Consider the following 23,919-nt stretch of genomic DNA (forward strand, 5'->3'; position numbering starts at 1 on the left):
AGAAAAACCAACAACTTCGATGTGTTATTAGTATATAATAAACAATATCGAAGTTGTGATTTTTATTTATTCCGGCTAAAATGTTTTAAACCGTATAAGTATTATAGAGCATCCCAAGATGCACTTGGATAATAAATAGAACTTGTTACCGGAGCTTTCCAATATTCCTGACTACCACCACGGAAAGTGTGTAAACTTACTGCATTAACATTTCGTTTTGCATCGTTAGTCACCCAGCGAATAGTTTGATTCAATATCTCTGTACCATTTACATAATATTTTACGTATCCGTTTGTACTTGATCCAGTATTTAGCTTAACTGATATTTGACAGTTATATGTAACGTTTTCCTGGATATAGTATTTTTTTCCAAAATCATTACCAAATTGTCCCGGCTGATCTTTGTAATAAACGTAAGGCTGCAAATAAGCTCCGCTTCCTTTAGCAGAATTTGATCCATTTGGGCAATACCACATAAATCTGGCACTTCCGCCATTACCATCCCATCCCGGATCTCCGCCAGTATTCTGGTCACCAATTAGGATACCATATCCGCATTTTCCGCCTCGGCTCCAATAAAATCCAGAATTAAATCTCATCTGGAACCAAACGGTATAAACACCCGTTGACCAAACACCATATGATGTACATAAACCACCCGGACACGATAGTGTATTGGTTTGTAATGTAATCGTTCTGGCTCCGGCGCTGCCTGCTAATGCTTCAGCAAGAGGATCTGCCGCTGCAGTGCTTGAAGAAACTTCTTTGTTATTGGTTTGCTGTACGTCTTTGTTCACGCTTTGCGGTTCATTTAAATCTTGCTCCTTGTCGCAGGAATTAAATACTAATACTGTAATAAATAGGAAACTTGTTAATTTTAGGAATTTTTTCATTTTTAAATAATTAAAGGTTAGTAATAATTAATTTAATGGTTAGTAAAAATTGATAGTTAAAATAGCATTGGCTGCTGAAACAAAAACTTACAGTTCGTGAAATCGGCATCAATGTATACGTAAGTAAAAATGTTTTTATTTGCGTATGGGTCATGCAATTTGTCTAGACATTGCCTTACATTCAAATCACATTTGTTGTGGTTACACAATTAGTAATTTGATAATGTAAAGTTGATTAAAAACAATTCGAAAGGGGAGTAATAAAGTACGTAATTGGGTACAAAAAAATCTTATGTATGTATTTTATGTATTTTTTTCAGGTTAAAAAAACAATATCAATAAAAAAAGTATGAGAAAAATTGACAAAGTTTAAATAATTAAGGATTTAGTATTTTTTGTCTTTTGAAAAATATTCATCTAATTGATTTGTAGAAGTTTAATCTTAATTCAGGGAATGTTTTTTTCGTTTATAATTGTTTCAAAATAAACACATTCATTTTGACCAAAGAATTACAGTGAACTTGATTATTAAATTCTACTTGGTAAATAGAGAAACAATATCTCTGCTGAAAATAAAAAAAGCGAGTTAAATATATTAACTCGCTTTTACTTTAACTTTTTGAATAAAGCTATTTATAATCTATTCTTTTCTTAATATCATTAATTTAAGATAAATAAAAGAGGTTTAAATTTTGCTTTCGTCTTCAACAGCATCCTGCCATTTATCCCATACTTTAACTCCTGCATTGTAACCATCATAACCAAAGTTCTGACTTAACTGACCTTTGATATTAGGCTCTATAGCAAGTCTAAATGGAATTGGCCAGTAATTATTACGTTTGTCCATAGTATAAAACTTAACACCTGGTTTAAGAGAAATACCAGCCGGATATTTGTTGTAAAGGGTATAATGCACAATACGCTGATACCAATAACTACCTCCGGCTGCATCTGTTCCAGATTGTTTATCCCAATTTGTTAAACTGTAAGTATGGCCCCATTCATCTGGTTTACCGCTCATTGCTAAACAGTGTGAAATACGTTTTAATTCAACATTTCGCCATTCTTCCATATAAAGTTCTCTTCCTCTTTCTGCACAAATATCACCAATAGTTACTGTTGAATACATTTGCGAAGCTTTTGCTCTAGCTCTTACAACATTTACATCCTGAGCTGCTCCGGAAACATTTCCTTGATAAAAACGGGCTTCTGCACGTAATAAATAAGTTTCTGCTAAACGGTATATGTACATATGCGCGCTTGATCCGGCCGTAGCTCCCTGAAAATCATTTGCTGCAGGATTAGCTTCAGCTACAACATCATGATAATAGATTTTATAATGCGGAAAATCAAACCAGTCACGAATAGAATCTTGTGCTAACAATTTGCCCGCTTCTCTCATTCTAAAATTTTGCCCGGCCCATGTTGCACTTCCACCAGCTCCGGGAGCATATTTAAGGTCTTCCATATTTACCCAGTTTCCTACGGTGCTGTTATGTCTAAGATCTTGTTTGTCTTCAACATTGTTTACAACCCACATAGGATGTTGTGAATAATAAGAACCACTAATAGTACCAATACCACGTCCTATTGCTCTTTGATAATCATATTTTGCATTATAATTAGTTTTATCAGTCAATGGAAAACGCGGTGCTGCTGTTTTACCATCAGGAGTAATTAAATTGGCATCATTCCAGTTAGGTCCAAAAATTCTCATCGAAGCAAATGCTAAAAATGATTGTGCTCCTCCGTTTGGTGCTACTAAGATAGCTTCGGTATTTGCAGATATTACCTTGTTCTCAGGTCTGTGCAAATCCCAGATTACATTTCTGGTAATAGGCCAAGCCGTAGGATTTCCTCCCGGATCAAAAATTCCTAAATTATTTTGTACCAAAGAGTAACCTGATTGACCAATTAAAATATTAGCTTGTGCTTCGGCATCAGCAAATCTTCCAGATGCTAAATAACATTTAATTAGTAACTGACGGCAAGCACCTTTGCTAACCATACCTACATATCCTATTTTTGACTGCTCTGGAACATATTGTACAGCTTTCTCCATATCTGCTGTAATCATTTCAATGATGGCTTCCTTTTTAGTAGAATAGTAACTTTGCTTTGGAACAGATAAAATTTTAGTAATCAATGGTATGTCTCCAAATTGATAAACCAGATTAAGATAGCGATATGCTCTGTGAAAATAAGCCTGCCCAATATATTTATTTTTAACCTCTTCGGATAAACTTGTCACATTCCCAATATACGTTAATACAGTATTGGCATTTTTAATACCTGTATAAGCTTCAGTCCACATAAACCCAAGATAAATAGATTCTCCGCTTGGATCTCTTCTAAAATCTCCGGTAGGAACAATAGTATTGGCATAATCAGCAATATTACTTCCTGTGTCTGTTTTTCCATATTGTGCCATGTCAGAGAAAAGATACTCAGTACCAATAGGCACACTCACACCAGAAAAACCATAGTGAATATAATTATTACGCAGCTGTTTATCGCACAGTGCTAAAGTTGCCTGTAATCCGGCTTCTGTAGAAAACGTATTTTCAGGTTCGTAAAACGAAAGCGGATCTGAGTCGAGAAAATCCTTTGAACAAGAACTGGACAGTGCAGCCAATAGAATAAAGGGCACTAGTCTTGTAACTTTATTTTTTATATATTTTTTCATTGTTGAATAATTATTAAAGTTGGAAATTAAAACCTAAATTAAACTGTCGCGTAGCTAATCCTCCTGTTTCCGGATCTCCAAAATATTTCCATTCTTTAGAAGCAGACCATGTTGCTACGTTTTGAACTGAAGCATAAATTTTTATATTTTTAATATGCGCACGATCTAAAAGATCTCTAGGAAGTGTATAGGCTAACGAAATGTTGTCTAAACGAATAAAACTACGATCATACAATCTTCCCGGTGCAACCGGAGTTCCTGCAGGCCCTTTAGCATCAAGACGTGCCCAGTCATTGGTTGGGTTATCAAGTGTCCAATACGGATTTACATATGGATTGAAGTTGAATTTATACAAACTGGCATCGTTGAAAGTGTTCATATAAATTGAACTAAGTGATTTACCTCCCACATTTGAATACATACTGATAGCTAAATCCCAATTTTTATAAATCTTAAAATCATTGCGCATCGACCATTGTACAGGAGAGTTTGAATTCCCTAAAAACTGTTTGTCTTTTTCATTATAAACTGCTTTTTTATAAGGAACACCATCAGGATCTACTGCATCTACATCATCTGCTGTATAGCTGTTTGCAACTTTTGGGTCTCCTGGACGCTGTCCATATCTTCGAGCTTCTTTCCACTCATCTTTTTGCCATATTCCAGTTACTCTGTAATCCCAAATTTGAGTGATTGGTCTGCCTATAAACCATCCATTAGCAGAATCATTTCCTTCTTGCGTTCCAATAACATTACCATTTTCATCTTTAATATCTACCATATTGCCATATAATGACACAATTTTATTTTCGTTATAAGAGATTCCAAATGAAGTGCGCCATTCAAAGTTTGTGTTTTTCATATTAAGACTGTTGATACTTAATTCCAGACCTTGATTTTGAACCTCTCCAAGGTTAGTTGCGATTGATGAAAAACCAGTAAAACCAGGAAGGGACTGGCTCATAATCATGTCATGAGTAGATGCCCTGTAAAGGTCTAAAGTAGCAGTGATACGATCATTTAAGAAACCTAAGTCAAGACCGATATTTGTTGAGGTTGTTTTTTCCCATTCCAAATTTGGATTTGCTAAACGATCAAGTGCTAAATATTTAATCTCAAGTGCTTTTCCAGAAGGATCTAAATATCCCATTGTTCCTGTGTTTACTAAGTTTGCTAAAGAAACGTATGGATCAGCAAGCGACCTGTTTCCGTTTTTGCCCCAAGACAAACGCAATTTACCGGTACTCATAGCATCTAATGGAAACCAGTTTTCATTTTTAAAGTTCCAAGCAACCCCAAAAGAAGGAAAAACTGCGTAAGGATTTGAAGCTCCAAATGCTGAATATCCATCACGACGAATTGTCGCTGTAAGCATATAACGATTATCAAACGAATAGAAAAGTCTTGCCATCAATCCATCTGCTGTTTCATGCGTATCGTTTGATCTGATTGCACTATTTGCCATTGTTGCCGTATTTACAAGGTGAAACCCTAAAGCATCTGAAGGCTGAATATTATAGGCATCCATTCCATCTGACCAATAACGACGCTCTTCAGCTTCCTGAACAAAAGTTGCAACGATGTGATGTTTTTCAGCAAATGTATAATCCCATGTTATGGTATTATTCAGGTTGTAATCAAATCTTATAGCACTATTTCTATTTGCTCCTGTAGTAGCTGCAGGCCAGTTTGGATTTTGTGTTGACCTGAAATAACGATCATGAAAAAATTGATAACGAGGAGCAATGTTAAATGAATATGTAATACCCAAAGGCAAAGTTACTTTTGTATTAAAAATAGAATTCAACGTTGTATATCCTGTTTCCTTGTCAATAAATTGACGTTCGTAATAATAGTTATAATTCTGTCCAGAGACATTTTTACCCATTGGCTGTCTCTCATAATTGCCATTTGCATCTCTAAAAGTTCCAAACGGGCTGGTTCTCATCATATTATTATCCCCGGCATTTGTACCTAAAGAAGGCGTAATATCTCCATCTGATCGATCCTGAAAATTAATGTTTGCCCCAAAGTCAAGCCAATCTGTAATTTTAGCATCAACTTTCATATTAGAACGAGCTGATTTATAATCATTTCCAACAATTGCTCCTTGTGAGGTTAAATAACCAAAAGACATGTAATAATTAACTCTTTCGCCTGCTCCGGAAATACTCAAATTATTATCACGATTAATACCCGTTCTAAAAGAACTGTCGCTCCAATCGTGTGTTTTATCGTCTAGGAAATTAGCCATTAGCGAAGGATCAAAATTCAATCCCAAGCGTGCTCCCCATACTTCTTTTGAACTTTTTCCATTTGTTTGAGCAGCTGGTTGATACGCTAACCATTGTGCTTCTGTAATTCCCCATTTACCTAAATCATTAGGATTTGAGAAATAGCCTGGTTTACCATTAGCAACTGTTCCTGATATCCATGCTTCGTATTGTCCAGTTGCTGTGTTGATACCATAAGTTTGGGCAGTTTCCCAATCTTCACGATATTTTAAATAGCCCTCTGGAGAATACACACCACGATAAGCACTCTTATTACTAATTGTTGTGTTTGTAGTAAAACTAATCATAGGTTTACCCGATTTACCTTTTTTAGTTGAAATAAGGATAACCCCTGCCGCCGCTCTCGATCCATATACAGATGCTGCCGATGCATCTTTTAAAATATCAAGCTGGGCAATATCATCAGGATTGATTTCTGAAAGTTCACCATAAAACTGCATTCCGTCTAAAATAATAAGCGGTGAATTATGAGGTCCTCCCGTTTTTTGATCATTACCAGTATATACAGAAGTCTGCCCACGAATTTGGATATTTCCACCTCCTTTTGCAGAAGGATCATAACCTACTCTTAAACCTGGAGTACCTCTTAATATATCCTGAACAGTCTGCGGATTTTGGTTCGCCAGTTTATCAGGTGTTATCTGAACAATTGCCCCCGTTAAATCCTTTTTCTTCATTTTACCATACCCTACAACCACAACTTCATCTAGTGATGTTGTTGCTTTTTGGAGTTTTACAGTAATTGAAGTTTCTCCTTTTAAAGTAATCTCTTTGGTTGTATAGCCCAAATAAGATATTATCAGGACAGCATTATCATTATCTGTTTTTAAAGTAAATTTTCCATCAAAATCTGTTAAAGTAGAATTTTTACTTCCTTTTTCTAAAATAGTAACGCCCGGCAGCGGCATACCATTTTCATCATTAACTTGTCCCTTGATGTTTTTTTGTTCCAGTACATTTTTTAGGTTAGTTGTACTCTTTGAACTAATTGCGTAGCTATGAACCTGAGATAGAGAAAATAATACACAGAGCATCATCATTTTCTTTTTCAAATTAAACACAGATTCGCAATCAGGACTTTTTTTGATCCTAATTAGATTTGTCATTTTTGGTTTTCATTTTTGGTTAATAATTAGTTAGTATGAAAATCACTATGGTTTGGGTTAAGTGGATAAGTGATTAACTGTGCAAAAATGAATAATAATGGGTTTTGCAAGGAGTAATAAAATACGAATTAGGGTATTCAAAAGTCTTATGAAATCATTTTTGATATTTTTTTAGCTTTAAAAATTTATTATTGTAAGAAAAAGTATTAAAAAAATATTGAATACATAAAAAAATACGATTTTGACCTGACTTGTAATGACTATCATGCTTTTTTAAAATCATTTAATGGATTTATAGCCGTAAAATCAGCATCCTGCAAAATCTGTACATTTATTACACTGCTAATAAATAAATATTTATGCCAAAATCCATAGCTGGAGTTTGAGCTGTTTCCCGCATTATTTTTTTGAGCATTAAAAAAACTTTCATTTTGAAATAGGGGTAAAGTGTTATTCGGTTGTATTACTGCTGTAGCAAGAACACAATTAATAACTTTTAACCTCCAATTGCCTTATGATACTTTTAATTATCACTGTAGCATCACTATTTTGGTTATATAAAAAATATGTGTCTTTATCTGAGATTTTCAGTTTTCAAACCATAAATCTTAAGACAAAATCTGTCGTGTTCCTTTTTCTTTCTACAGCTATCTCTCAGGCGCAGGAAAAAACGGTAAACTATAATGTACTTCGAAATGGTACTGTCATTGGGCAAATGCAGTTTTACCAAAACAATAATAATGGTGAAGTCTTTTTGAAAATTTCTTCGGAAGTAAAAACCCGATTGATTGTTGGCATCAATGTAAAAACAGAAGAAGGTTCTCATTTTAAAAACGGAAAATTAATTTCCTCCTACGTAAAGCGTCATGTTAACGGAAAAGAAAAAGCCAATAAAACGACACAGTTCATAGATTCAAATTATAAAATTTTTGACGAGAACAAAAAAGGAGAAATCAAACAACCCTATATCAACTACAACCTTATGCTGCTTTACAGCAAAGAACCTGTAAGTGAAGAAAAGGTTTATTCAGATAGTTTTCAGCAATTTTTAACGATCAAAAAAACAGACAATCACTCGTATCGTATCGAATTGCCTGACGGAAATTATAATGATTATCATTTCCAGAATGGTATATGTCAAAAAGTCGAATTGCATCATTCATTATTTACAATCAACATTCAAAAAGCATAAATCAATCAAAAAAAATCATCATGATCAAAATCATCAATTACCTGTTTGTTAAGCTGACCATTTTTGGTGCAAAGCCCATTGCAATGGATAGAATTTATGAAGTAGAAAAAAGCGCTCCCAATTTAATTGTATATGCATTGCCCGTTGTATTGTTTTTTACGGTACTTGAATTTGTTGTTTTTTATTTTTTAGAAAGAAAAGAATACGATAAAAAAGAAACTCTGGGATCTGTATTAATAGGTTTAGGAAATCTAACCGTTAACTTAATAATGAAAGCGGGACTGCTTTATGCCGTAGTTGCAATCTATAATATTCTCCCGTATCGAATGGAATTTAACTGGTGGAGCTTAATTCCGTGTTTTATATTGTATGATTTTAGTTCGTATTGGACACACCGAATTTCTCATTACTGCCGATTTTTCTGGGCGACTCATGTTGTACATCATTCTGCAGAACAATATAATCTTACCGTAAGTTTTAGGCAGAGCTGGTTTCAGTATATAAAAATTGTACTTTTTATTCCGTTAATTTTTGCCGGATTTCATCCAGCCGTATTTTTCATTGCTAATCAGCTGAGTGTTTTATATCAGTTTTGGGTACATACTGAAGCCATTGGAAAACTACATCCTTTTATAGAAAAATATTTCGGAACTCCTTCTAATCACCGCGTACATCACGGAAGTCAGGAAAAATATCTTGATAAAAACTTTGGAGCGACTTTTATGATTTGGGATCATTTATTTGGTTCTTTTCAATATGAAGAAGAAAAACCGCGCTATGGCATTACGAGTTTACTCAAAAGCAAACTCAATCCTTTATATCTCAATATACATGAATTTCAGGATATTATCAGCGATGTAAAAAAAGCAAAAGGTTTCCGGAAAAAGGTGTATTACATTTTTGCCAGTCCCGATATTATTGCTAAAAACAAATTAAAAAAAGAAACAACTCAATCTCTTAAACTATCTATATCATGCCAACAAGTCAAGAAAAACAACAAACATTTCAAGAGCAGTTATTCGAATACTTTAGCCGAAAAGATAATTGTGTAAAAACCATAGGTAACGAAATTGTAATTACCGAAGGAACAGACAAAGGATTATCGTTTACTTATCTCTCAGATCACAGCTGTATTGTTCACTGTTATGAATTTAGCCTGAATACAGATCTCGATCTCGATACCACGATTGATGCTTTTATTCAGCTATTGGCCAATCATAATATCATATACGATCAGCCGAGTCCATCTTACAATTAATCAAAAAAATAATATTAAATATAAAAAGTATATATCTTTGATTGAATGTCAAAACGTATTAGTGGAGTATAGTAATATAGATCCTATTAGTTCTATAAAGAACGGAAACGAAGCTGCTTTTGAAAAGGTTTTTAAAACGTATTTTAGAAACCTTCATGCTTTTGCCTATACTTTTATGAAAGATGATATCATTGCCGAAGAGATTGTACAAAATGTATTTTTTAGGATTTGGGAAAAAAAAGAGCAATTGCAAATTGACGATTCATTAAAAGCGTATCTCTACAGATCAGTTCATAATGAAAGTCTCAATCACCTCAAACACCTTAAAATAAAAAACTCATTTCAACTCCAGTATTCAGGTAATATGGAATCCTCAAATCAAGATGCATCAAACCAAATGATGGCAGCTGAACTCGAAAACGATATTCAAAAAGCAATCAGCGAATTGCCGCCGCAATGCCGAACGATTTTTCAAATGAGTCGTTTTGAACAGCTTAAATATCAGCAAATTGCCGATCAATTGAATATCTCGATAAAAACAGTCGAAAACCAAATGGGTAAAGCCCTAAAAGTATTACGATCAAAACTGGTTGAATATCTTCCGTTTCTATTATCCTTATTACATTTAATCCGAAGATCATGAGCCAAAACAATATGAATATGAACGATGATTTACTAGTGAAATATCTAGTTGGCGAAACTGATGCAGACGAAAATGCAACAGTAGAATTTTGGCTTAAAGCCGATGAAAAAAACCTGAACTACTACAATGGTTTTAAAAAAATTTGGGAAGACAGCCTTTTAATTGCCGCCGAGAATAAAACCATAGATGAAGATGCGGCCTGGAAACGGCTGCAAAATCGCATTCATGATAAAGAGGTGAGGGTATTAACGCCTAAAAAATCTTCCGTCTATTGGCTGCGTATTGCGGCTTCTATTCTCTTAATTAGTACTTTAGGATGGCTTGGTTATTCTTATTTCGAAAATAAATCAAACACTTTAATTCAGATATATGCTTCAAATTCTACTTTAAATGATACTTTACCAGATGGTACAACGGTTACTTTAAATAAAAATTCGTCTTTGTCTTATGCCAGCAAGTTTAAAGGTAAAACCCGTCCGGTTACTTTAAAGGGCGAAGCTTTTTTTAATGTTTCTCCAAACAAAACAAAACCGTTTATCATTACAATTAATGATGTTACAGTACAAGTCGTAGGAACTTCTTTTAATGTGAAAAACAAAAACGGAAAAACAACTGTAGATGTTGAAACCGGAATTGTAAAAGTGAGCAAAAATAAAGATCAGGTAGAATTAAGACACGGCGAAAAAGTAATCATTGCCGATCATAAGCCGGAATTATTAAAAAGTACAAGCAAAGGCAGATTGTACAATTATTATCGCAATAAAGAATTAGTTTGTGATGAAACACCATTAGAAGAATTAGTTGAGGTACTTAATGAAATATACGATGTCAATATCATCATTAAAAATCCTTCTTTAAAAGAAAAACCCTTAACAACTGTATTTAAAGATCAATCCTTAGATCAGGTTTTAGAAGTAATTCAAGAAACCTTCCGGATCGAAATTGAACGTAAAAACAATCAAATTATATTAGAATAATTCCTTTTTTATATGCCCATCAATTCAAAATTTACTTTTGTACAAATTTTATTCTTATTTATTTCGAGTGCTTTTTTTGGCGCACATGCCCAATCTATCTTAGATACTGATATGTCTATCGATGCAGATAAAAAACCATTAGGCCATATTCTGGATTTAATGGAACAAAAAGGAAATTTCAGGTTTGCTTATTACAGTAAACTAGTTGTAAAAGATAGTGCTGTTACCATTCATTCTAAGCAATCTACGATAAAAGATGTTTTAGACCAGTTACTAGGCAATAAGTACGAATATAAAGAATCAAAAGGATTTATTATTCTGCGTTATGCGCCTTTAGAACTCGCACTTGTATTAGAAAAAAACAGCGTTGTGGGCGATCATCAGGTGGTTAGCGGTTACATTATGGATGTAAAAACTAACAAACGTATTGAAAACGCAAGTGTTTACGAAAAAAATGCGTTGCAGTCAACTTTAACAGATAAGGAAGGGGTTTTTGAGCTTAAACTTAAAAATGTACTCGAAACCATTGAATTGACGGTTGTAAAAGAAAACTACAAAACCATTACCACCATTTTTCTATCTGAAGTTAAAATCCAAATGGGGTCCAGAAAATCTAACTCAGATTATGTCGATGGTGATTTCTCTGCCGTTGAACGAACAGGAATTGGACGTTTCTTTATTTCTTCCAAACAAAAAATACAATCACTCAATTTGGGAGGATTTATTTCTGAAGTCCCGGTACAAGCTTCCATAATTCCGAGTTTGAGCACGCGCGGTATGATGAATTCACAATTAAACAGCAGTTTCTCTCTAAACTTATTAGGAGGATATACGGGAGGAGTTCGTGGTTTAGAAATGGCTGGTCTTTACAATATTACGCGTATGAATGTCAATGCCTTACAAATGGCTGGGATATTCAACACGGTGGGAGGTTCTGTAAATGGAGTTCAATTAGCTGGAATTTACAATAATGTTTTCGGCGATCTAAATGGACTGCAAATGAGCGGAATTAATAACAGTATAAAAGGCTCGCTACATGGTTTGCAGCTTACGGGTATTTACAACAGTGTACAAAAGGATTCTAAAGGAATGCAAATGTCTGCTATTTATAATACGGTAAAAGGTACTCAAAACGGATTGCAGATTTCGGGTATTTATAATTCAGGAAGCGGAATTGTGCGCGGTGCCCAAATTGCCGGAGTTTTAAATTATGCCAAAGAATTAGATGGATTCCAGTTTGGATTAATCAACATTACTGATTCACCGTCAGGTTATAGTATGGGATTATTGAATTTTAAAAAGAATGGGTACAAAAAAATAAGTATTACCAGTAATGAAATATCCGATATAAATGTTGCTGTAAAAACGGGAGATAATAAACTCTATACTATTTTGATGGCAGGAAGAAGCGAACGAAGCGACGAAGAAAAACTAACTTCTTTTGGAATAGGTTTTGGAACCAATATCCTTTTAGGAAAACGCTTTACTTATAATCCTGAAATTAGTTCGCAATACCTTTATTTAGGAAATTGGGACCGTTACAACTCGTTATCTAAATTCGATTCGCCTTTTACTTTTCGTATATTCAAAGGTTTAGCCATATCTGCCGGACCGTCTTTCAATATTTATACTTCTGAAAAAAGAGATAAAAATACGCTGGATAACAATACTTCAACTTTTGTTCAGGATCGAACCAAACGTTATAATGTCATAAAAGATAATAACAAAGGTATAAGCGGTTGGGTTGGCTGGAGTTTTGGTGTTACGCTGTTTTAATCTTTACAAACCTTTCGCCAGATAACCACCGTCTACAATTATGTTTTGACCAGTTATATAGGAAGCCTTGTCCATTGCCAGAAAAGCTACTGCGTTTGCAATTTCAGAAGGCTGGGCAACTCTGCCTAACGGAGTTCTGGATAAAACGTGACTTAATTTCTCAGGATCATTTAATACAGGTGCCGCCAATGGTGTGTCTGTATACCATGGAGAAACAGTGTTTACTCTTATATTATATTCGGCCCATTCTGGTGCCAGATTTCTAGCTAATTGTAAAACAGCTGCCTTTGAAGCACCGTAGGGAGCACCAGATTTAACATCTACCATCCCTGCAACTGAGCCTAAATTTATGACAGAAGCATTTTTACTATTTTTAAGATAGGGGAAACACAAACGCATCATGTCAAGCAGACCAAACATATTAATTTTAAAAATATTTTCATATTCTTCCTCTTCGTACTCATGAAGTTTTTTACGAATATTTGTACCTACATTATTAACTAAAATATCTAGTTTTCCTCCTTCTTGCTCAATTATTTCTTTTATTAATTCCAGCTCATTTCGATCACTCACATCACAAGCTACCGCATGTACATTATGGCCTTCACTTTTCCATTTTTTTTCTAAAGACCTAATATCTTTTTCAGTTCTCGCTACAATTATTAAACTTGCTCCCAGAGATAGAAACTCTTCTGAAATTGCTTTTCCAATTCCTTTGCTGGCTCCGGTAATTAGTGCCAGTTTTCCTTTTAAATTCCAATTTTCCATTTTTTTTATATTATATTGTTATAATTACTGCCCATTTTTTAATAGTTATATTTAGTTTCAAAATGTTCAGGTTTGTTGTTATGACTGATTAGATTTATTCTGACCAGGGCGAATGCAAAATTGCATCACAAAAATTTAGTTGTTTATAATTGGGAATCATGCAGGAACAAATATCTGCATTCATACTTCCGAAGGTTGTATGTGGTTTATGTTTAAAACCATCGAAAAAAGCGGGTATCATATTTTTCTTCAACTCGTTTCGTGGAAAGTGTTTTAAAATTTCATTGCGATCTGTATCCGATAACAAATTGTATCCTTTTCCCACTACATCCAGCGCCACACCGTAATTCAATAATGCTACTTCAGGTTCTTTATACTCGGCTATACCTGGTGAAGTATGAAGAGCGATGGCATCCCAAACTAATTGCAGTGATTGTGGTGAAACACCATGACCAAGAAGAAAATTACGGGCCGCATCAGCTCCGTCAACTTCAAATCTCTTATCATTACTGCGATAGTGAGGCGTTAATCCTAAATCATGAAAGACGGCACTCACGTACAATAATTCTGTATCGCACTGAATGTTATTTTGCTGGGCATTTAAAGAAGCAAAAAGAAAAGAACGCAAAGAATGATTGTACAAAAGATCGCTTCCATGTTCGCGTAATAATTCTGTTGCCTGCACAGCGATTGCGCTATCGGGCATTTTTATGCCTGCTATAATTTTACCTGAAATTGCCATAACTATGTAATTTTATAATTTTGAAAAGTATCAAACAGCTTCTGTTTTAGTTGAAATGCCAACACGGTTTAAAAAGTTCATATGACAGATACAAATAATGATATCGGCTATTTCCTTTTTTGTAAAATAGGATTTGAGTTTTTCATATGCATTATCTGAAACACCATGATTAAATATCAATGTCATTTCTTCAACTACTTCCAAAACACTCCTTTCTATATTAGTAAATAAAGGGCTTTCCTGCCAGGCTGATAAGGCAAATATTCGGCGAGGAGATTCACCATTCCTTAATGCATCTTCAGTATGATAATCTATGCAGAAAGCACACTTATTAATTTGAGAAACCCTGATTTTAATAATTTCAATGAGGCTTTTTGTCAGGGTTGATTGGTATAGGCGTTTGTCAATTTGTGCTATTAATTGCCAATATAGGGGCTCTTCTTCCCATACGTCAAGACGATGTTTAATGACTTTATCCATGTTTTTATTTGTTTTTACAAAGTTCTAAAACACGAATCGGAATATTCTTAAACTGGTTTAAGAAAGATATTTTTTCCTTATTTCACTCAAATATTCTGGTGTGAATCCTAAAAAAGAAGCAAGCAGATATTGAGGAACACGTTGTGTAAACTCCGGAAAATCAAATAGAAAATGCTGATATAGTTCTTCTTTTGAATATTCATAAAGATATCTCACTCTCATTTGGGATGCTGCATAAGCCCTTTGAAAAACCAAGTGAAAGTACAGGTTCATTTCTGGTATTTGTCTAAGCAGTTTATTCTGGTTCTCAGCACTAATACATAATACCTCTGTATTCTCTGTAGTTCGAATTGAAAATTGTGTGATTCCTCCGCCAGAGAAAGCATTAAAATCAGAAGCCCACCAATTTTCTAAAGCAAAATCAATAGTCTGCTCCGTTCCGTTTTCCCTTAAAAAAAACAAATGAACACATCCCTTGATAATAAAGAATTTTTCGAAACATTGCTGTCCCTCAATCAGCAGAAACTCCTTTTTCTTGTAGATTTTATGTTCAAAAAAAGAATCAAACAAATCAGTTTCATTTATTTTAATGGAACAGATTTTTTCAATATGAATCAGTAAAGGATTTATCATAATCTATTTTTTCATAAACAAATTTAAGAAATAAAAATGCCGTAGCACAATACATTAGTGTGCCCGTTAATTGGTTTTATATTCAATATAAAAAGAAGCGGCTACTTAAGTTTATTAAGTAACCACTTCAATATTTTATAAAACAGATTTCTTATGCAGGCGAATAATTAGGGAAATCTGTATAGCCAATTTCTCCATTTCGGGTATAATAAACAGATCGCTCGGCTTCTATTAATGGCAGATTATTTTTAAACCTCACAACAAGATCCGGATTGCCTATGAAGGGTCTTCCAAAAGCTATTTGATCTACCCAGCCGGTAGCCAGTGCATCGATTGCAGAATCTTTAGTAAAGCTTCCGCACCAAATAATACTGCCTTTAAAAATTTCACGCGTTTTTTTGACAAATTCGTCTGGCAGATGGGTTTCTTCGAACTTGGTAACTTCCTGCATATTTCCGATAGGCATAAGCTGATAAAGCAGATGAATATAAGCGATACCTCTGCGGTTCAATTCTTTGCATAAGTAGAAGAATGTTTCTTCCACAAGAGGATCATGAGGAGTACTGTTGTAACGGCCAAATGGCGAAAACCTGATCCCTATTTTATCTGCACCTAATTCTTCTATTGCCGCATCAACTACTTCCAGCAGGAAACGGCTTCTGTTCTCAGGAGTTTGTCCGCCGTATTTATCAGTGCGTGTATTATGGGTTGAATTCAGAAACTGCTCGATCAGATAGCCATTCGCAGAATGAAGCTCAATTCCATCAAATCCAGCTTTTGCGGCATTACGAAAAGCCTGTCTGAAATCCTCTACCAGACCAGAAATTTCCTCGGTTCTAAGCATTCTCGGAACTGCTGCAGGTACGAATGTTAATTTACCGCTGGCATCATGTGCAAATACATCAGATCCTATTGCCTGTACATCCGTTACCCCCCAAGGCGCTTGTCCATCCGGCATCATGGAAGTATGTGACATTCGTCCTACATGCCATAACTGTAAAAAGATCTTACCTCCGTTTTTATGAACCTCATTAGTTACTAATTTCCATCCTTCCACTTGTGTATCCGAGTAGATACCAGGAGTCCATAAATAGCCTTTAGCGTGAGGAGCAATATCAGCTGCTTCTGCTATAATTAATCCGGCACCTGCTCGTTGTCCATAATATTTTGCCATTAAGGCATTTGGCACATCGCCAGGTGATGTACGTGTTCTGGTCATAGGAGCCATTACAACACGATTTTCTAATTTTGTTGAACCCATTTGATAAGGTTCAACCAGAGAAATAGTATTCATTTTAATTTATATTTTGGAGTTTTTATACTCGATTTTTAAGACAAAATAAAATTATATATACTTAGTAAACAAGAACTTACGATTTAGTTCGTTACTTTCTCTAAGGTTCGTATTGTTCATTTTCAGAGCTTTATCCCGTAAAAAAAAAATTTTTTTTTTTTGCATATAACAGAATATTAATATGGGATTTGAATGCAGAGACAAGGTTTCTTCTTTATTTTTGCAAAAAAGAATACCATGGCCTACAATAGAACTCTCAGATCAAATTGGATAACAGATCCTGACACCTGTGCGATTGAACTGGCGCTTGCCACGATTAGTGGAAAGTGGAAATTAAGAATCTATGATGTCTTAAGTAAAGGGGAAACTGTGAGGTATTGTCTTATTAATAACAAACTGGAAGGCATTTCTGAAAAGACGCTGACATCCCAGCTTCGTGAAATGGAGCAGGATGGTATTATAACGAGGATTGTTTATCCCGAAGTACCTCCGCGTGTTGAATACCAGCTGACTGCTTTAGGTTTGTCTCTTCAAAATGTTTTTGATGCGCTCACATCATGGGGTCTGGCGTACATAGAGGATAAAAAAGAGGAGAAAACCAAACATAAATAAATTTATAATTAATAAGAATGCCAGTGCAAATCTCATCTCATCTGTCATTTAAAAAAAACTTTAAGCAGTGCGTTTATCAAAATGCTTATGCTACATAAAAGTCTGTTTTGCATACTTCAAAATCGGATTCGTTTACCTGTAGTTTTTTAATTAATACCACGAGAGCATGTTATGACTTTCAAGGGGGGTGCATTGCATTTGTGTACAGTTTGCAATAAAAGCGATTCTTAAACCAGTTTAATTTTTTTGTGATTTTTAGTTCTCAATTTTGTATTGTTAATTAAAAAGGAAGAAATAATGGACAAAAAAATAGAACAATTACCGCAACTTTTTTTAAGGCTTGCCCTTGCGGTAACAATGCTTTCAGCTGTTGCAGACAGGTTTGGTTTTTGGGGAGAAAATTCAACTTGGGGAAACTGGCAGAATTTTGAAAAATATACTACACAACTTACTTTTTTTCTCCCGCCAATTCTAAATAAATTTTCGGCATACACCGCCACTTTTCTTGAAATTGCCTTATCCTTATTATTACTATCAGGTTTTAAGGTAAAATTGACAGCCATTGTTACAGGGATTCTTCTTCTGCTGTTTGCGTTGTCAATGAGTATTTCATTAGGGGTAAAAGCACCACTTGATTATTCGGTTTTGGTTGGAAGTTCAGCTGCTTTTTTGCTGGCGGCTCAAAAAAATAATTCGCAGTAAAAACAGTTGTTAGTGTCACTGCAACTAGCCCAGTTTGAAAATAAATGATGCTCTTTAATCATAACATCTATTAAAAAAGTCCAATTTTAAATTTAATAAAAAATGCAAAAACGTATTAAAATCAACAGTATTGAACAGCCTAAAGCATTCAAGGCTATGATGGCTTTAGAAACTTATCTGGCACAGGCCACTATTTCAAAAACTTTAAAAGACCTTATCAAAATTAGGGCATCACAAATTAATGGCTGTGCGTATTGTATAGATATGCATACAAAGGAAGCTATAGATAATGGAGAGCGTCTTCAACGTATTTTTCTGATAAGCGCATGGAGAGAAGCGAGTAAATTTTTTACGGAAGAAGAACAAACGATATTGACTATTACAGAACAAATCACTTTAATTCATCAAAATGGATTAAGTGATGAAATGTATCAAAATGCACTTCGATTTTTTAATGAAGATCAAATTGCAGAAATCATTATAGCAATTGCCACAATTAATGCGTGGAATCGAATTGCAATCAGCACCCATGAGGAAATTGAGGACTAAATTTTACACAGTCATCTTTTGCGATAGAGATTTTAAGCGGTTATAAAAAGAATGAAAAGTAAAATAATAAACCTGCAAATCGAAAGATTTGCAGGTTTATTATTTTATGGGGAGAGTAGGATTCTAACCTAAAACTCGAACCCCTCGTATTTTCTTTATAATACAAATTAAATTGGTCTTTTATAAACCGTTACATCATCTACCCACATCATTACAGTTGAAAATAAGTTAATTTTATTAGGGTCAATAAAGTTAGAATCTTTTGATCCAACATTCAGATTAAATATAATAGAGTGTGGTCCAAAATTATTTAAGTTAAGATTGCCTGCACTACTATTTGTATAGGTTGAAACCGTAACGTTATCAACTTTTATAGTCACCGTTACAACATTGTTTTGCATTTTCCAAAATGATTCATATAAATGCCATCCGCCATTTCCGTTAATATCGAAATTACCCGGATAGCTTCTTTCTGCAGCGTTTCCTAATAAATTTGCTCCTGAAGAAGTTCCATAAAAAAGATTTGAAGTAAAACGACTTGCATTAGGGGCAAAAGAATAGCCTTCCATAATATCTATTTCACCTTTGGTTGGCCATGCATTTTGCTGCACAGACCAAAAGGCAGGCCATGCACCGTAAGTTTCTGTAAAAGACTTGTAAGTTCCGCCATCCATTGCTATTAATTTAATATTGGCAGAAAGCATATACTCTGTATTGTTTTCAGGCTTATATTGATAATTAGAAGAAATGAATCCGGATTGATATTTATACGTGCTCAATTTTGTAGTCTTGATTTCCAAACATTGTTTTCCATCTCTCCATTGTGTTGTGGGTACTGAACTATAATAGTCGCAATACCAGGAGTTATAATCTGCACGCTGCTCTTTTGTCCATTGTGACAAATTTGAACCTACATCAAATGTATCTTCAAATTGTTTGACCCATGGCGCGCCGGCTACTTTGCTTGTGCTGTTCTTTGTACTCGCACTTGCACTTGCTGATTGGTCTTGTTCAGCTGGGCTTGCATCATCTGCGCAGGATGTAAAACCTAAACATAATACACATGTAACTGCTAATGCTAACAAATTTAATTTTTTCATAATTTAATTTTTTGGTTTATTAATAGTTGAAGTAAAGTATTATAGTTTTAAAAAGATTTAATCTAAACCTTCAAGGAATCCGGTGTGTGAACTTTTGATTGCAAAATTAGAATCGTACAATAAAGGCCAGTCATTTCCTGGATGATTTAGTTCAGCGTTAAACGGAATCCAAGATTCATTATCCTTCATTCCCCAAATAGTTAAGGCGTATTTATTTGCTGCCGGAAGCGCATTATAAATTTTCACCATTTCTTTGTATTTCTCTTTTTGAGCTAATCTTCTTTCGTTTGTAAAACTAGAGATATCATTAGCTTGGTTTACTTGAATATCTAATTCAGAAACGTGAATTTTTAATCCTTTTGATACCGCTTTGTTAAGATCAGTTTCTATTTGAGTTTTTGTTGGACTTAAATAAGTATTGTGCATTTGGAAACCAACACCATCAATCACATTAGCAGCTTTTAAATCATCTACAATGCTAAAAACTTTATCTTGTTTGGAGATATTAGTTGAGGTTGCATAATCATTATAGAATAATAATAATGAAGTATCACCAGCGGCAGTTGCAGCAGCTCTTGCCCATTGAAAACAATCTTTTACATAATTAGGCCCCATTTTTTGTAGAAAAATAGTATTTCTCATAGTACCGCCATTATCATCTACAGCTTCGTTAACCACATCCCAAGATTTTACTTTTCCTGCATAATGCGTAACCACATCCGTGATGTATTTTTTTACTTCTGCAGCAAACTCGGCATCAGTACCAGAAAAATCTTTTAACCATTGCGGTACCGAATTGTGCCAAACTAAAGCATGACCGTGGACATTGATGTTATTGGCATTTCCGTAAGCCACAATTTTATCGGCTATAGTCCAGTTGTAAACACCGCTTGCAGTCGAAATTTGATCCATTTTCATTTCGTATTCGGCAGAAATACTGCTGAATTCATTCTTCAAAATAATATCATAAGGACTTCCGTTTGTTAATTGTGAAGCTTTTATCGCCATACCCACAAAAAACGGATTGGCTAATTTATTTGCTTTTACTTTTAAGAAAGTAGGATCTTCAGGAATACCGCTTGAACCTGTTGTTACAACACTAATCACGTTTGAATAACCTGAAATTTCTGTTTCATTTTTAGCTCTTACTCGGTAATAATATTGAGTTCCTCCGGTTAAACCTACTACAACTTCGTTTAAATCAGTAACTTCTTTTGCATTGTAATTTGGGACAAAACTGGCAAAATTTTCGGTTGTTGAAACGTCTAAAAGATAGCTTTTTGAATAGGAAACATAATTCCATTTTGCTTTAAAACCATTATCATTTACATCTTTTGGAGCGTTTGCAACTGGCGTTTCTAAAGTTTCAGCAACTTCATTGTCGTCTTTTGAGCAGGCATTTAAAAAGAAGACGACGCTGGTCAGCATTAGTAAAAATTTAATTTTCATACTGTTTTTTATTATAGAATATTCTTTTAGAAAGAATGTCCTTATTTATAGTTTATTTATTTGGTTTACTTTTAAAAGAGGCTGTAATTGAAACAGCCTCTTTTTTAGTTAAAGACCAATCAATTATTGGTAACGAATTTTAATATTATCAAATTTAATAGCACTTGGATTCGGTGAATCTCCCTGAGCAACTCCAACTTTAATTTCATTAATTTTAGAAACATTAAGTGCTGCAGCCGTGTTAGAACCAAAACCGTAATTATCTTTAAAATCAGCTATTGATATGGTTTTTGTGGTCCAGTTTACATCGGTGATTTTAAAATTATAACCATAGTTTACACCGTCGATCGTATTTAACTGAATGGCAAAATTTGCCCCAACAACATTGGCACTTACATCAATATCAATATAAGCTTTTGTCGCATCTGTATTTGAAGTGCTTAAGAAACTAGCTCCGCCGCCGGCGCTGCTTCCGTTATAACCATTTGCATTTGAACCTCCCCAAACTAATGTGGTGTAATTTCCTGTTGGCCCGCCCGGAGTACTCGCATTAAAACTTTCTATATCACCATAAGAAGTCCACTCGGTTCTTACGCCATTTCCATCAAAATCAGAAACCAAAACAATTGTAGCAAAATTGATTATTTGTTTGGCGGCGCCTCCCGGTGTAGTAATCACCAGTTCAGATCCTGAAACGGCATTGGCAGGTAAACCAATAATAACAGAAGTAGATGATTTTACTGTATAACTCAACGCTTTTCCTCCTAAGGTTATGGATGAAATATTATAAAACCATGTTCCTTCAATTTCTAACGGAAACCCCGGAGTTGCTACTGCCGGAATTGTTTTTGTAATGGTTGGAACTGGCTGTAAAATTTCAATCTCTTTAGTTAGAGACCCCGTTCCGGTTACAAATGTAATGGGCTGTTTTCCAAATCGGCTTCCTAGTTTTTCATCAAAAGGAATAGTGAAAATAAACGATTTATCTGAATTGTAATTCGGATTGAAACTGATGTCAATTTTGTTATCCAGCGTTATCTTTTTTAATCCTTCTAAACCTTTACCTTCAACTCTCACTTTGTTTAATGGAAAAGCCTGATTAAGTAAATCTCCTGGTTCTGCAACCATTGCATCTACGTTTGCAGTAACCGCATCGTCGTTATCGCAAGCTGTAAAAGCAGTCAATACGAAAAGAATTAGAATTGTATATTTTATTTTATTGATCATAATAAGTTAGTTAAAGTTAAAAGGAACTGGAGGCTCTAATAATGATGGGTTAGTATCAATAGCAGACTGCGGCAACGGTAGTTCAAAATAATTGCTTCCCGGAGTTATCTTTCTCGAAATCAAATCGGTTCTGGCATCATCAGAATAAAAACCAACTTCTTGCTGCGAAATGATTGCTGTTGCTTCAGAAAGTCCACGGCGTTTTAAATCGAAGAAATATTGTCCTTCAAGTGCAAATTCAATTCTTCTTTCATTAAAAAGTTCATCTCTTGTTAATACCGTTTTAGCTGGTAATCCGGCTCTTGCTCTTACTTCATTAAAAGAACTTAAAGCAGATGCAGAAGTAGTAGAAGGCGCTCCGGCCAAAATCGCTTCAGAGTTCATCAATAAAATATCAGAATATCTTAAAATGATAGTGTTTTGAGAAGTTCTCATAAAAAACACATCGTTTCTTTCGGCAGCAGAACCTACAATGTATTTTCTGAAATTAGCCGCTGTAGAAGAGTATATTTTTTTATACGTAAAACCACCTTGATTTTTTAATAATTCAGGGTAAAAATCACCATCTGTCATGATTGTACTTTTCTTTCTGGTATCTTTTGGTTCGAATCCATTTTGTAGAGAAATAGAAGGAAGATAAACTCCCCATCCGTCACCACCGCCTGTGATTCCTGTACCTCCCGGAACAATATACGCCTGATTGGTATTTTGCGTTCCCCATTCTGTAGCAATCGCTTTCCATTGTAAAGCGAACATACTTTCGGCACTATTATTATTCTCAGGACTGCTGAACAAGTTTCCGTACTCCTGAATCAAAATATATTGGTTTCCGATAATTTTTTGGGTTAAAGCAGCACATTCTCCATATTCATTCAAAGTCAAATGCACTTTTGCCAAAATACCCATAGCGGCATATTTCGTAACATATCCCTTTTTTGCTCCTCTTTCAGGTAAATTTGCGACAGCATATTCTAAATCCTGTTTGATGAATTTATACACATCAGCAACAAGATTTCTTTTTGGCTGCGCTGCAGAACCTGCTTTGTTGATAATTGGCACAGCTCCAAAAGTTCTTACCAAATAGAAATAAGCATTTGCTCTCATGAATCGTGAAATTGCAATTGCATTTTTATAAGATGCTTCGGGAAGTTCGCTTTTTCTGTCTTCGACTAAACTCATTAAATTATTCGACTGATCGATAACCGAAAACAACGAAACATATCCTTCAGTCAAAATTGGGTTTTGTGACGTTACCTGAGCATCTTTAAACTGCGCATAAGCACCGTCAAATGTAAAAGCGTTTCCGGCGTACATATCTCCAACGGCAATCAGGAATTTATCATTAAAAGTAAACCACGGTTTAAAGTACAAACTCTCAGCAATTCCGTCAAAAGCGGTAACTCCTTCGGGTAAATCGGCTGGTGTTAATTGATTTTCAGATGGTGCATCCAAAAAGTCATCTGAACAAGAAAATAAAGACAGCAATGGTATCAGCATTCCCATCATAAAAAGTTTAAAAAGTTTTTTCATAACTATAT

The 23,919-nt window shown here is 34.7% G+C and carries 21 protein-coding genes; 9 read left to right on the top strand and 12 right to left on the bottom strand.

The window, feature by feature from the left end; genetic code table 11:
- Positions 1 to 101: 101 nt before the first annotated feature.
- The 3 genes from FLAPXU55_RS15675 to FLAPXU55_RS15685 form a co-directional block, all read right to left on the bottom strand.
- Complete coding sequence (locus tag FLAPXU55_RS15675; RefSeq protein ID WP_053470708.1) at positions 102 to 893, bottom strand: polysaccharide lyase; 792 nt, start codon at positions 891 to 893, stop codon at positions 102 to 104.
- 685 nt (positions 894 to 1,578) lie between these two features.
- On the bottom strand, positions 1,579 to 3,579 hold the full coding sequence (locus FLAPXU55_RS15680; RefSeq protein ID WP_053470709.1) for a RagB/SusD family nutrient uptake outer membrane protein: 2,001 nt from the start codon (positions 3,577 to 3,579) through the stop codon (positions 1,579 to 1,581).
- Between the two features lie 13 nt (positions 3,580 to 3,592).
- Positions 3,593 to 6,979, bottom strand: a complete 3,387-nt coding sequence (locus tag FLAPXU55_RS15685) for a SusC/RagA family TonB-linked outer membrane protein (protein WP_180858870.1) — start codon at positions 6,977 to 6,979, stop codon at positions 3,593 to 3,595.
- 514 nt (positions 6,980 to 7,493) lie between these two features.
- On the opposite strand from FLAPXU55_RS15685, the gene FLAPXU55_RS15690 reads away from it, so the two are divergent.
- From FLAPXU55_RS15690 to FLAPXU55_RS15715, 6 genes are read left to right on the top strand one after another with little or no spacing between them, the layout of a single operon-like run.
- The gene (locus tag FLAPXU55_RS15690; RefSeq protein ID WP_180858871.1) at positions 7,494 to 8,171 is read left to right on the top strand and encodes a DUF6134 family protein; all 678 of its coding nucleotides are present in this window, start codon (positions 7,494 to 7,496) and stop codon (positions 8,169 to 8,171) included.
- A gap of 20 nt (positions 8,172 to 8,191) precedes the next feature.
- Positions 8,192 to 9,223, top strand: a complete 1,032-nt coding sequence (locus FLAPXU55_RS15695) for a sterol desaturase family protein (protein WP_180858872.1) — start codon at positions 8,192 to 8,194, stop codon at positions 9,221 to 9,223.
- Positions 9,145 to 9,429, top strand: a complete 285-nt coding sequence (locus tag FLAPXU55_RS15700) for a hypothetical protein (RefSeq protein ID WP_180858873.1) — start codon at positions 9,145 to 9,147, stop codon at positions 9,427 to 9,429. Before FLAPXU55_RS15695 ends, FLAPXU55_RS15700 begins: the two co-directional genes overlap by 79 nt.
- Positions 9,430 to 9,466: 37 nt before the next feature.
- On the top strand, positions 9,467 to 10,072 hold the full coding sequence (locus FLAPXU55_RS15705; protein WP_235992065.1) for an RNA polymerase sigma-70 factor: 606 nt from the start codon (positions 9,467 to 9,469) through the stop codon (positions 10,070 to 10,072).
- Entirely contained in the window at positions 10,069 to 11,049 is a 981-nt protein-coding gene (locus FLAPXU55_RS15710; protein ID WP_180858875.1) for a FecR family protein, read from the top strand. The genes FLAPXU55_RS15705 and FLAPXU55_RS15710 overlap by 4 nt, the downstream gene beginning before the upstream one ends.
- A gap of 12 nt (positions 11,050 to 11,061) precedes the next feature.
- Positions 11,062 to 12,825 carry an STN and carboxypeptidase regulatory-like domain-containing protein gene (locus tag FLAPXU55_RS15715; RefSeq protein ID WP_180858876.1) on the top strand — a complete coding sequence of 588 codons (1,764 nt, stop codon included), beginning with the start codon at positions 11,062 to 11,064 and terminating at the stop codon, positions 12,823 to 12,825.
- A 3-nt stretch (positions 12,826 to 12,828) separates the two neighbouring features.
- Here the strand turns inward: FLAPXU55_RS15715 and FLAPXU55_RS15720 are convergent, their stop codons facing one another.
- The 5 genes from FLAPXU55_RS15720 to FLAPXU55_RS15740 form a co-directional block, all read right to left on the bottom strand.
- A complete protein-coding gene (locus tag FLAPXU55_RS15720; RefSeq protein WP_180858877.1) occupies positions 12,829 to 13,593 on the bottom strand; it encodes an SDR family oxidoreductase in 765 nt (254 codons plus the stop codon).
- 94 nt (positions 13,594 to 13,687) lie between these two features.
- Positions 13,688 to 14,335, bottom strand: a complete 648-nt coding sequence (locus FLAPXU55_RS15725) for an HD domain-containing protein (RefSeq protein WP_180858878.1) — start codon at positions 14,333 to 14,335, stop codon at positions 13,688 to 13,690.
- A 30-nt stretch (positions 14,336 to 14,365) separates the two neighbouring features.
- Positions 14,366 to 14,815 (bottom strand): carboxymuconolactone decarboxylase family protein, encoded by a 450-nt coding sequence (locus tag FLAPXU55_RS15730; RefSeq protein ID WP_180858879.1) that lies wholly within the window; start codon positions 14,813 to 14,815, stop codon positions 14,366 to 14,368.
- Between the two features lie 57 nt (positions 14,816 to 14,872).
- On the bottom strand, positions 14,873 to 15,448 hold the full coding sequence (locus FLAPXU55_RS15735) for a Crp/Fnr family transcriptional regulator (RefSeq protein ID WP_180859291.1): 576 nt from the start codon (positions 15,446 to 15,448) through the stop codon (positions 14,873 to 14,875).
- A gap of 151 nt (positions 15,449 to 15,599) precedes the next feature.
- Complete coding sequence (locus FLAPXU55_RS15740; protein WP_180859292.1) at positions 15,600 to 16,742, bottom strand: alkene reductase; 1,143 nt, start codon at positions 16,740 to 16,742, stop codon at positions 15,600 to 15,602.
- A 192-nt stretch (positions 16,743 to 16,934) separates the two neighbouring features.
- On the opposite strand from FLAPXU55_RS15740, the gene FLAPXU55_RS15745 reads away from it, so the two are divergent.
- The 3 genes from FLAPXU55_RS15745 (at position 16,935) to FLAPXU55_RS15755 (ending at position 18,605) form a co-directional block, all read left to right on the top strand.
- A complete protein-coding gene (locus tag FLAPXU55_RS15745; RefSeq protein WP_235992066.1) occupies positions 16,935 to 17,354 on the top strand; it encodes a winged helix-turn-helix transcriptional regulator in 420 nt (139 codons plus the stop codon).
- 297 nt (positions 17,355 to 17,651) lie between these two features.
- A complete protein-coding gene (locus FLAPXU55_RS15750) occupies positions 17,652 to 18,056 on the top strand; it encodes a DoxX family membrane protein (protein WP_180859293.1) in 405 nt (134 codons plus the stop codon).
- A gap of 102 nt (positions 18,057 to 18,158) precedes the next feature.
- A complete protein-coding gene (locus FLAPXU55_RS15755; protein ID WP_180859294.1) occupies positions 18,159 to 18,605 on the top strand; it encodes a carboxymuconolactone decarboxylase family protein in 447 nt (148 codons plus the stop codon).
- A 167-nt stretch (positions 18,606 to 18,772) separates the two neighbouring features.
- Here FLAPXU55_RS15755 and FLAPXU55_RS15760 read toward each other — a convergent pair whose 3' ends face one another.
- From FLAPXU55_RS15760 to FLAPXU55_RS15775, 4 genes are all read right to left on the bottom strand, one after another.
- Positions 18,773 to 19,705 carry a glycoside hydrolase family 16 protein gene (locus tag FLAPXU55_RS15760; protein ID WP_180859295.1) on the bottom strand — a complete coding sequence of 311 codons (933 nt, stop codon included), beginning with the start codon at positions 19,703 to 19,705 and terminating at the stop codon, positions 18,773 to 18,775.
- A 57-nt stretch (positions 19,706 to 19,762) separates the two neighbouring features.
- Positions 19,763 to 21,154: an endo-1,4-beta-xylanase gene (locus FLAPXU55_RS15765; protein ID WP_180859296.1), complete on the bottom strand. Its 1,392-nt coding sequence runs from the start codon at positions 21,152 to 21,154 to the stop codon at positions 19,763 to 19,765.
- A gap of 123 nt (positions 21,155 to 21,277) precedes the next feature.
- A complete protein-coding gene (locus tag FLAPXU55_RS15770) occupies positions 21,278 to 22,381 on the bottom strand; it encodes a hypothetical protein (protein ID WP_180859297.1) in 1,104 nt (367 codons plus the stop codon).
- Positions 22,382 to 22,387: 6 nt separating this feature from the next.
- A complete protein-coding gene (locus FLAPXU55_RS15775) occupies positions 22,388 to 23,911 on the bottom strand; it encodes a RagB/SusD family nutrient uptake outer membrane protein (protein WP_180859299.1) in 1,524 nt (507 codons plus the stop codon).
- Positions 23,912 to 23,919: the final 8 nt, after the last annotated feature.

The sequence above is a fragment of the Flavobacterium panici genome (assembly GCF_903819335.1).
In the GTDB taxonomy this organism is placed as follows: Bacteria; Bacteroidota; Bacteroidia; order Flavobacteriales; family Flavobacteriaceae; genus Flavobacterium; species Flavobacterium panici.

Bases quoted from the DNA above. Each gene is read 5' to 3' on its own strand.
- FLAPXU55_RS15675 (WP_053470708.1), bottom strand. From the start codon at position 893: ATGAAAAAATTCCTAAAATTAACAAGTTTCCTATTTATTACAGTATTA.
- FLAPXU55_RS15680 (WP_053470709.1), bottom strand. From the start codon at position 3,579: ATGAAAAAATATATAAAAAATAAAGTTACAAGACTAGTGCCCTTTATT.
- FLAPXU55_RS15685 (WP_180858870.1), bottom strand. From the start codon at position 6,979: ATGACAAATCTAATTAGGATCAAAAAAAGTCCTGATTGCGAATCTGTG.
- FLAPXU55_RS15690 (WP_180858871.1), top strand. From the start codon at position 7,494: ATGATACTTTTAATTATCACTGTAGCATCACTATTTTGGTTATATAAA.
- FLAPXU55_RS15695 (WP_180858872.1), top strand. From the start codon at position 8,192: ATGATCAAAATCATCAATTACCTGTTTGTTAAGCTGACCATTTTTGGT.
- FLAPXU55_RS15700 (WP_180858873.1), top strand. From the start codon at position 9,145: ATGCCAACAAGTCAAGAAAAACAACAAACATTTCAAGAGCAGTTATTC.
- FLAPXU55_RS15710 (WP_180858875.1), top strand. From the start codon at position 10,069: ATGAGCCAAAACAATATGAATATGAACGATGATTTACTAGTGAAATAT.
- FLAPXU55_RS15715 (WP_180858876.1), top strand. From the start codon at position 11,062: ATGCCCATCAATTCAAAATTTACTTTTGTACAAATTTTATTCTTATTT.
- FLAPXU55_RS15720 (WP_180858877.1), bottom strand. From the start codon at position 13,593: ATGGAAAATTGGAATTTAAAAGGAAAACTGGCACTAATTACCGGAGCC.
- FLAPXU55_RS15725 (WP_180858878.1), bottom strand. From the start codon at position 14,335: ATGGCAATTTCAGGTAAAATTATAGCAGGCATAAAAATGCCCGATAGC.
- FLAPXU55_RS15730 (WP_180858879.1), bottom strand. From the start codon at position 14,815: ATGGATAAAGTCATTAAACATCGTCTTGACGTATGGGAAGAAGAGCCC.
- FLAPXU55_RS15735 (WP_180859291.1), bottom strand. From the start codon at position 15,448: ATGATAAATCCTTTACTGATTCATATTGAAAAAATCTGTTCCATTAAA.
- FLAPXU55_RS15740 (WP_180859292.1), bottom strand. From the start codon at position 16,742: ATGAATACTATTTCTCTGGTTGAACCTTATCAAATGGGTTCAACAAAA.
- FLAPXU55_RS15745 (WP_235992066.1), top strand. From the start codon at position 16,935: ATGCAGAGACAAGGTTTCTTCTTTATTTTTGCAAAAAAGAATACCATG.
- FLAPXU55_RS15750 (WP_180859293.1), top strand. From the start codon at position 17,652: ATGGACAAAAAAATAGAACAATTACCGCAACTTTTTTTAAGGCTTGCC.
- FLAPXU55_RS15755 (WP_180859294.1), top strand. From the start codon at position 18,159: ATGCAAAAACGTATTAAAATCAACAGTATTGAACAGCCTAAAGCATTC.
- FLAPXU55_RS15760 (WP_180859295.1), bottom strand. From the start codon at position 19,705: ATGAAAAAATTAAATTTGTTAGCATTAGCAGTTACATGTGTATTATGT.
- FLAPXU55_RS15765 (WP_180859296.1), bottom strand. From the start codon at position 21,154: ATGAAAATTAAATTTTTACTAATGCTGACCAGCGTCGTCTTCTTTTTA.
- FLAPXU55_RS15770 (WP_180859297.1), bottom strand. From the start codon at position 22,381: ATGATCAATAAAATAAAATATACAATTCTAATTCTTTTCGTATTGACT.
- FLAPXU55_RS15775 (WP_180859299.1), bottom strand. From the start codon at position 23,911: ATGAAAAAACTTTTTAAACTTTTTATGATGGGAATGCTGATACCATTG.